Source organism: Sulfitobacter sp. HI0129, from assembly GCF_001635395.1.
Taxonomy (GTDB): domain Bacteria; phylum Pseudomonadota; class Alphaproteobacteria; order Rhodobacterales; family Rhodobacteraceae; genus Sulfitobacter.
The window spans coordinates 1-8,492 of the sequence record NZ_LWGH01000477.1 but is presented as its reverse complement, the minus strand read 5'-3'; the positions used below and the strand labels follow the sequence as shown (position 1 = coordinate 8,492).

The window sequence follows — 8,492 nt, the reverse complement described above, 5'->3', positions numbered from 1 at the left end:
CCCGAGGATGGAGCCCAGCACCGCCACGATCAGGATGAGCGGCGGGAAGACGACGCGGATCAACTCGTTCCCCGCGCAGACCTTGGTGGCATAGGTAACACCGTAAAGGATCAGCGCGAAGGGAATGGCCATCAGCACCACCATTACCCCGGAAGAGGTCAACGGCCCGACCAGCAGGATATCGACCAGCACGGCAAGCACCACGCCGATGGCCCCGATGATGAGCGGTCGGGTTTTTGCAGAGGGTGAGACACCCCGCGCGGTGGTCAGGAACAACGCGAGGATGATCAGGATGATCGCCACGCCTGTGCCCACGGGCGCTGCGCTCGCGACCTTGGCGGCACGCTTTTCAACCAGTGCTTCTTCGGACAGGCGCTCGCTCTGCTGGATGCCGCCCTCGGAGTCGATCTGGGCCTGTTCGGCCACCGCGGCGTCCCATGCGGCCTGCCCGTGCAACTCGATCATCGAGGCCTGGCATTCCGGGCCCACGTTGGTCCGCAGGCTTGCCGCTTCGCCGATGTCGGAGAAGCTGGAAACGGTGGTGGACTGGCTGCCCACGATGCCGAGGTTGCCCAGCAGGATGGTGCCGACGATCAGAAGCGCCGGCGCGCCAAGGAACCATGTGAAGGCCTCGCCCTTCGTCACGGGTTCCGCATTGGTGGCCCCCATCGGCACGGCGGGCGCCTTGTCGGGGTTCATCAGCGCATAGCCGAAGGCATAAAGCGCATAGAGCAGCGCCAGCAGGATACCCGGCAGCAGCGCCGCCTGGAACAGAGTACCCACCGAAACGACCGCCGGTTCGCCAAGGAAGGTCAGCGCGTCGGTACAACCGGCAGCGGTAGCGCGTGCCTCCTGCGCCGCACTGTAGAGATCGCCTGCCAAAGTGCCCAACAGAACGATTACGATCGAAGGCGGAATGATCTGGCCAAGCGTGCCGGAGGCGGCGATGACGCCGGTCGCGATCTCGGGCGAATAGTTGTTGCGCAGCATGGTCGGCAGGGCGAGCAGACCCATGGTGACCACCGTGGCACCGACGATGCCCGTGGACGCGGCAAGAAAGGCGCCCACGACGACGATGGAAACGGCCAGACCGCCCGGCAGCGGGCCAAAGACACGCGCCATGGTGGTCAGCAGGTCATTGGCGATCTTGGACCGCTCCAGCGTGATGCCCATCAGCACGAACATCAGTACCGCAAGAAGGGTTTCGATCGACTGGCCGGCCAGCACGCGTTCGTTCATCCGGTTGACGATGAAGGACACGTTCCGGTCGAGTGCCACTTCCCAGCCCTGCGGAAAGACCGACACCGCGGTCCTGGGCAGGTCGGGATATCGGAAGACCGATATGGCTTCGTCCCGCACGCCGGAGTTCACGAGATCGCGGTAGGCCTGGCTCGACTGGTCGATGGCCTGATGTATCAGCAGGCCCGCGGAATCGAGTGCCGCGATGATCCCGAAAGAGATGATCCCCGCCCCGCCGATGGCGAAGGCCACGGGAAACCCGGAAAGGATACCGCCGAAGAGACAGATAAAGACGATGATCAGGCCGATTTCGACCCCGTCGAGACCAAATAGCATGAAGCGATGCCCCTTGAATTAATGCGTGCCCTCGAAGGCTTCTTCGCCCTCGCCCAGCGTGTCCTTGTCCAGATATTTGCCCTCGCTCTCGGGGCCCTCACGGAATTCGAGCAGCGCGCGGTAGAACACCGCGACGGCCTGCAGGATGACCATGACGCAGAAGAGAACGAGCAGTACCTTGAACAGGAAATATGCGTTGAAGCCGTTCGGCGAGAAGCCGATCGTCTCGACGTTCCAGCGCAGCAGTCGCGCCTTGCGCAGCAACAGCTCCAGCCGGTCCGACGCGGACGGGTTCGGCGTGACAAGATGGCGCCACAGGAAGAACCAGCCATAAAGCCATGTGATGACCGCGAAAGGGATCATGAAGAGCAGCGCGCCCAGCATGTCGATCACGCGCTTGGTGCGGAACTTGGCCCCGGCATAGAACAGATCGACCCGCACATGCCCGCCCTGCACCATCGTGTAGGACACGCAGAGCGTGACAACGAGCGCGTTGTAGAGCTTCAGCTCCTCCGCGAACCACGAGATGTCGTATTGCAGGGGGATGCCGAAGCCGAAGGAAATGTCGGGCCGGGTAAAGATACGCTGCATGAACACGATGATGATCTGCTGAAGCACCATCAGCAGACCCGCCCAGGCAAAGAACCGACCGACCCCGTTGGCGAAGCCTTCGAGCCCGCGCACGCAGGCCCACATGAAGTCACGCTTGATGAAACCGATCACCGTCACCACGAGGAAGATCGCCAGCAGCACGAAGAGCAGTTCAGCCGATGCCCCGTAATAGATGAACCGCATAAGCGATTCGCCATTCGACCAGTCCAGCCAGAGACCGGGATTGGCGAGCGCGTAAAAGAAGTTGTAGAACGCCAGACCGAGGTTCGTGAAGAACCAGATCAGCCCGTCGATCACGGCGCCGAACCAACCGGCGGCAGCATCGTTTTCCATTGTCCCCTCCCCGTACGTTCAGGTGCGTAACGCCCCTGTCGCGGCAGTCTTTCGCCCGGTCTGATGCCGGACGTGAACGCAGGCGAGGGGCCGCCCAAGGCAGCCCCCCACGTTATTCATGCCCGGGCGGTCAGCCCTGACCCAGCACCCGCTGACGCTGGTTGACGTAATAGGCGTCCGACTTCGACAGCCATTCCGCCGAGGACTGGAGCGAGGCTTCGAAGCTTTCGCGGATGTCCGCGAAGAGCGTGTCGTCCATGTTCTCGTCCATCACCTCCTTGGAGGCGCTGCCGAAGGCATCCCAGACGTCGTCGGGGAACTGCATGGTCTTCACGCCCTGCTGCTGCAGGCGTGCCAGCGCGGCACCGTTGTTCGCCAGCGTTTCCGCCAGACCGGTGTGCGTGGTGGCCATCGTCGCATATTCGACGATCTTCTGCTGTGCCGGTGTCAGCTCGTTGAACACATCGAGGTTCATGGAGGCGGTCAGACCGGAGCCCGGCTCGTGGAAACCGGCGGTGTAGTAGATCTTCGCCACTTCCTGGAAGCCCGCGCGCTCGTCCGCGAAGGGACCGACCCATTCGAGACCGTCCAGCGCGCCCGAAGACAGCGCCTGATAGAGTTCGCCGCCGGGGATGTTCTGGACCGACGCACCCAGCTTGCCCAGCACCTTGCCGCCGAGACCCGGCATGCGGAACTTCAGGCCGTTGAAGTCAGCGGCGGAGTTGATTTCCTTGCGGAACCAGCCACCGGACTGCGAGCCGGAGTTGCCTGCGAGGAACATCTTCATGTTGAAGATCTCGCCGATCTGGTTGTGCAGATCGTGGCCGCCGCCATGCAGGTACCAGTTGGTCAGCTCCTGCGCCGTGGCGCCGAAGGGCACGGCGGTGAAATAGGCAAGGCCCGGGTGCTGGCCGATGAAGTAATAGTCGGCCGAATGGTACATGTCCGCCTGACCGGAGGACACGGCATCGAATACTTCGAAGGCGCCCACAAGCTCGCCCGGGGCTTTCTTGTCGATGGTCAGCGTGCCGTCCGACATCTCGTCAACCATGTTGTTGAGATATGTCGCGGCATCGTCGAGCACGGCAAAGCCGCGGGGCCAGGACGTGACCATGGTCAGCGTGCGCTTGCCCTGTGCGTAGGCCGGTGCGGCCAGCGTACCGGCTGCGGCAGCGGTGCCGCCGAGTGCGGATGTCTTAAGGAATGAACGACGGTCCATTTTGATACTCCTCCCATAAGGACGCCCGTGTCGCCGATGACGCACAGGTCGTTTCAAGTGGCGCTACATTAGCGATCCCGGGTGCTTTTGAAATACCTACTACTGCGTAGAAGCCCCCTCCGCCGCAGGATTTTGACCGGTGGAGGGACCGGGAGGCGGTCCAATAGCCCCCTTCCCTGCCCCTGCGGCACCCGGAGCGGGGCGCGAAGGCCAATGCCGCGGCGCGGGCGGCATGACAGGTTCCCTTTGATTCGCGCCCGTTTGCGCGTATCGCTGTGGATCATGTTTCGATACCTGCGCCTGATTTCCCCCTTCAGCTATGCGCAGAAGCTCACGCTTCTGGCCTCCGTGCCGCTGATCGTGGCAGCCACCGCCATCGCCGTGGTGGTTGCATTGCAGGCCCGCGCGCTGGCGGAGCGGGAGATCGATCTGCTCGAAGCGCAGCTGATCGAGGCCAAGAAGGCGGAGTTGCGCAACTATGTCACCCAGGCGCGCAACGGGTTCTATTTCATCTACGGATCCGCGGCACCCGACGATGCCGAAGCCAAGGCGCAGGTGGCGCAGATCCTGTCGGCGATGATCTACGGCGATGACGGGCAGTTCTTCGTCTACGACTACGACGGCAACGCGCTCGTCTCGCCCCGGCAGACCGAGCGGATCAATCGCAACTGGCGCGGGCAGACAGACGCCGAAGGCACGCCGGTCGTGGACGAACTGATCCGCATCGCCCGCGACGGGGCCGGGTTTCACAGCTATCTCTGGCCCAAGACCTCGACCGGCGAGGTCGGGCGCATGATCACCTATGTCACCTCCTTTCCGTCGTGGCGGTGGGCCGTGGGCACGGGGGTCTTCATCGACGATGTGCTCGCCTCCACCGCCTCGGCGCGGGCGGATGTGCAGGCGCGGGTGCATCGCACCTTTCTCTATATCGGGGGGATCACCCTGACCGCGCTGCTGGCGGTCTTCATCAGCGGGATGCTGGTCAACCTGCGCGAACGGCGGCTGGCGGATGCCAAGCTCAAGCGGCTCACTCAGCGGGTATTCGACGCCCAGGAAGAGGAGCGCGGTCGCGTGGCGCGCGAACTGCATGACGGCATCAGCCAGATCCTCGTGGGCGTGCGCTATGCGCTCGACACCGCGCGCCGCAAGCTCGACCGGGGCGAGTCCGGCGCGGAAAAACCGCTCGGCAAGGGGATCGCCTCGCTGGCGGAGGCGATTGCGGAGGTACGCCGCATCAGCCGCGACCTGCGCCCCGGCGTGCTGGACGATCTGGGCCTCGGCCCCGCGCTCAAGACCCTAACGGAGGCCTTCGAGGCCCGCACGGGCATCGCCACCAGCTTCAACACCGTCGTCTTCCGAAACCGGATGGACGAGGACGGCAAGATCGCGCTCTACCGGATTGCTCAGGAAGCGCTGACCAACATCGAACGGCACGCAGGCGCCAGCCGCGTGGCCGTGGACCTGCGCGGCCACCGCAAGGGCGCGACCCTGCGGATCACCGACAACGGTGTGGGCCTCGGACGGCTCGCACGCGACCCCGCCAGCGGCGGCGGGTTGGGGTTGCGCAACATGCAGGAACGGGTCGAACAGCTTGGTGGGCAGCTGCGTATCGAGTCTGCCCCGGGCGGGGGAACCACGATTGACGCCACCGTACCGCTGACGCATATGCTCCCCCCCGAAGAGGAAAACCCGGATGCGCCCGCATCCGCAAGACAGGACATCGCAGCCCAATGACGGCAAGGCCCATGCCCGCAGCCAAACCCCTGCCTTCTTCGGGCGACCCGGTCCGGGTTCTCATCGTCGACGATCACCCGATGGTGGCCGAAGGCATCCAGTCGATCCTCGAAAGCTATGACGATATCGAAATCGCGGGAATCCTTTCCAACGGGCGCGAGGTCATCGCGCAGCTGGAGGAAATGGCGCCCGATGTGATCCTGATGGACCTCAACATGCCCGAACTCGGCGGGTTGAGCGCGACGGAAATCGTGCTGGAACGCCGACCGGACATGCATGTCGTGATCCTGACGATGCATGACAATCCCGAGTACATCGCCTCCGCGCTCAGTCACGGCGCGCAGGGCTACCTGCTGAAGGATGTCCCCACCGAAGAAATCAAGACCGCCATCGACACGGTAATGTCGGGCAAACGCTACCTCTGCACCGGCGCGCAGGGATCGCTCGCCCCCAAGGACGGCGCAGAACGTGAGGCGCTGACAGAGCGTGAACAGACCATATTGCTCAAACTCGCGCAGGGGCGCACGAACAAGGACGTGGCGCAGGCGCTCGATATCTCCGTGCGGACGGTGGAAACCCATCGTAAGAACATCAAGCGCAAGCTCGGCATCTCCAGCACCGCCGGGCTGACCCGCTATGCCATGGAACATGGGGTGCTGCAGGGGACCGGCGCGCGCCTTTGACAGCGCTCAGGCGCCGAAAGTTGCAATTTGCCGCGAATTTATTGCCGAAACTTGCCTGCCATCAGGACCTCTCGCAAGAATCTGTCGTAAAATGCCTGCCGCGCGACATTTTTTTCGCTCCCGGCGGTTGACCCTCCCGAACGGCGGTCATAATGTCCCGCAACGCTTGAAGGAGCCCAAACGTGACAGCACTAGTCGTCATCGTAGGATTTTCGCGCATGGGCCGGTAACGGACAACCATACCCCAACCCATGCGCCCCCGTTTCCCCGGGGGCTTTTTTATGCGCCAGACAATTGCACGCCTTACGGAGCAGCCAGATGACACGCCAGATGACCGGAGCAAAGATGATCGTACAGGCCCTGATCGATCAGGGTGTCGATACCATATTCGGATATCCCGGCGGGGCCGTCCTGCCGATCTATGACGAGGTGTTCCAGCAAAACAGCATCAAACACGTGCTGGTGCGCCACGAACAGGGTGCCGTGCACGCCGCCGAAGGCTACGCCCGCTCCACCGGGAAGCCCGGCGTGGTGCTAGTGACATCCGGCCCGGGGGCGACCAATGCCGTGACCGGGCTGACCGATGCGCTGCTCGATTCCATTCCCATCGTGGTGCTGACGGGTCAGGTCCCCACCTTCATGATCGGCTCTGACGCCTTTCAGGAAGCCGATACCGTGGGCATCACCCGCCCCTGCACCAAGCACAACTGGCTGGTGAAGGAGACCGACAAACTCTCCGGCGTCCTGCATGAGGCATTCCACGTGGCGACCCATGGCCGCCCCGGTCCGGTACTGATCGACATTCCCAAGGACGTGCAGTTCGCCACCGGCACCTATGCGCCACCCAAACCGTCGACCTCTCATTACCAGCCCAAGGTTAAGGGCGACATGGAAGAGATCACGGAACTCGTGGCCGCCATCGAAAGCGCGAAAAAGCCCGTGTTCTATACCGGCGGCGGCGTGATCAACTCCGGCCCGGCCGCGTCGCAGCTGCTGCGCGAGCTGGTGGACTCGACAGGCTTTCCCATCACCTCGACCCTCATGGGGCTGGGCGCCTATCCCGCCTCGGGCGACAAGTGGCTGGGCATGCTGGGGATGCACGGCACCTATGAGGCCAACATGACGATGCATGGCTGCGATCTGATGATCAACATCGGCGCGCGTTTCGACGACCGGATCACCGGCGTCGTGGATATGTTCAGCCCCAAGTCCAAAAAAGCGCATATCGACATCGACCCCTCGTCGATCAACAAGGTGATCCGCATCGACATTCCCATCGTCGGCGACGTGGGCCATGTGCTCGAGGATCTGCTGAAGGTCTGGAAATCGCGCGGTCGCAAGACGAACGGCGAAGCGCTGGCGAAATGGTGGAAACAGATCGAAAGCTGGCGCGCGGTGGATTGCCTGAAATACAAGCAGGCAGGCAAGACCATCAAACCGCAGCACGCCGTCCGCCGGCTGGAGGAGTTGACCAAGGGCCATGATCGCTACGTGACGACCGAGGTGGGCCAGCACCAGATGTGGGCCGCGCAATACATGGGTTTCGAGGAACCGAACCGCTGGATGACCTCCGGCGGGCTGGGGACGATGGGCTACGGCTTTCCGGCCTCCATCGGTGTGCAGATGGCGCATCCCGACAGCCTCGTGATCAACGTGGCGGGCGAAGCGTCATGGCTGATGAACATGCAGGAAATGGGCACCGCGATGCAGTACGGCCTGCCGGTGAAACAGTTCATCCTGAACAACGAACGTCTGGGCATGGTGCGCCAGTGGCAGGAGCTTCTGCACGGAGAGCGCTATTCCCAAAGCTGGTCCGAGGCGCTGCCCGATTTCGTGAAGCTGGCAGAAGCCTTCGGCGCGAAGGGCATCCAGGTAAGCGACCCCGACAAGCTCGACGATGCGATCATGGAGATGATCGAGCACCCCGGCCCGGTGATCCTCGACTGTCTTGTGGAGAAGCACGAAAATTGCTTCCCGATGATCCCCTCGGGCAAGGCCCATAACGAAATGCTGCTGGGCGACGTGGATACGCAAGGCGTCATCGACGCCAAGGGCTCGGTGCTGGTGTGAGGCAACCGGGCGGCACCCGCTGATCCGGGTTGCCTCCGAACGCTCGGCCCATCCGGCATCACTGCTCCGGGGCCGGGCCACCAGTACCGACGCGAGACCGGCAGAATACCGACGGCGAAAAAAGGGACCAGACAGATGGCCGCCCCGGACCACAGCAAAGGGACAGACTGCGCAATGGGTCTTTCATATGCGCACCCCCTGCCCCTGCCGGACCGAAGCGCGCAACGCCGACCGGGTGGCGATTTTTCAGTGCGATGCCGCCAGTG

General features: G+C 63.3%; 6 protein-coding genes. 3 read left to right on the top strand and 3 right to left on the bottom strand.

Annotated elements, in window-relative coordinates; all coding sequences use genetic code 11:
- The 3 genes from A3764_RS13070 to A3764_RS13060 all read right to left on the bottom strand — a co-directional run.
- Positions 1 to 1,575: TRAP transporter large permease subunit (locus tag A3764_RS13070; protein WP_067951652.1), on the bottom strand; the 1,575-nt coding region annotated here is incomplete at its 3' end.
- Between the two features lie 18 nt (positions 1,576 to 1,593).
- Positions 1,594 to 2,520 (bottom strand): TRAP transporter small permease subunit, encoded by a 927-nt coding sequence (locus A3764_RS13065; RefSeq protein WP_067922781.1) that lies wholly within the window; start codon positions 2,518 to 2,520, stop codon positions 1,594 to 1,596.
- A 130-nt stretch (positions 2,521 to 2,650) separates the two neighbouring features.
- A complete protein-coding gene (locus tag A3764_RS13060; protein WP_067922779.1) occupies positions 2,651 to 3,739 on the bottom strand; it encodes a TRAP transporter substrate-binding protein in 1,089 nt (362 codons plus the stop codon).
- 282 nt (positions 3,740 to 4,021) lie between these two features.
- On the opposite strand from A3764_RS13060, the gene A3764_RS13055 reads away from it, so the two are divergent.
- The 3 genes from A3764_RS13055 (at position 4,022) to A3764_RS13045 (ending at position 8,226) form a co-directional block, all read left to right on the top strand.
- The gene (locus A3764_RS13055; protein WP_067922798.1) at positions 4,022 to 5,473 is read left to right on the top strand and encodes a cache domain-containing protein; all 1,452 of its coding nucleotides are present in this window, start codon (positions 4,022 to 4,024) and stop codon (positions 5,471 to 5,473) included.
- A gap of 11 nt (positions 5,474 to 5,484) precedes the next feature.
- Complete coding sequence (locus A3764_RS13050) at positions 5,485 to 6,156, top strand: response regulator transcription factor (protein WP_067922776.1); 672 nt, start codon at positions 5,485 to 5,487, stop codon at positions 6,154 to 6,156.
- Between the two features lie 318 nt (positions 6,157 to 6,474).
- Entirely contained in the window at positions 6,475 to 8,226 is a 1,752-nt protein-coding gene (locus A3764_RS13045; RefSeq protein WP_067922773.1) for an acetolactate synthase 3 large subunit, read from the top strand.
- Positions 8,227 to 8,492: the final 266 nt, after the last annotated feature.

What these genes read in the sequence shown, in the direction of transcription:
- A3764_RS13055 (WP_067922798.1), top strand. Translation starts at nt 4,022, where the DNA reads ATGTTTCGATACCTGCGCCTGATTTCCCCCTTCAGCTATGCGCAGAAG.
- A3764_RS13050 (WP_067922776.1), top strand. Translation starts at nt 5,485, where the DNA reads ATGCCCGCAGCCAAACCCCTGCCTTCTTCGGGCGACCCGGTCCGGGTT.
- A3764_RS13060 (WP_067922779.1), bottom strand. Translation starts at nt 3,739, where the DNA reads ATGGACCGTCGTTCATTCCTTAAGACATCCGCACTCGGCGGCACCGCT.
- A3764_RS13065 (WP_067922781.1), bottom strand. Translation starts at nt 2,520, where the DNA reads ATGGAAAACGATGCTGCCGCCGGTTGGTTCGGCGCCGTGATCGACGGG.
- A3764_RS13045 (WP_067922773.1), top strand. Translation starts at nt 6,475, where the DNA reads ATGACACGCCAGATGACCGGAGCAAAGATGATCGTACAGGCCCTGATC.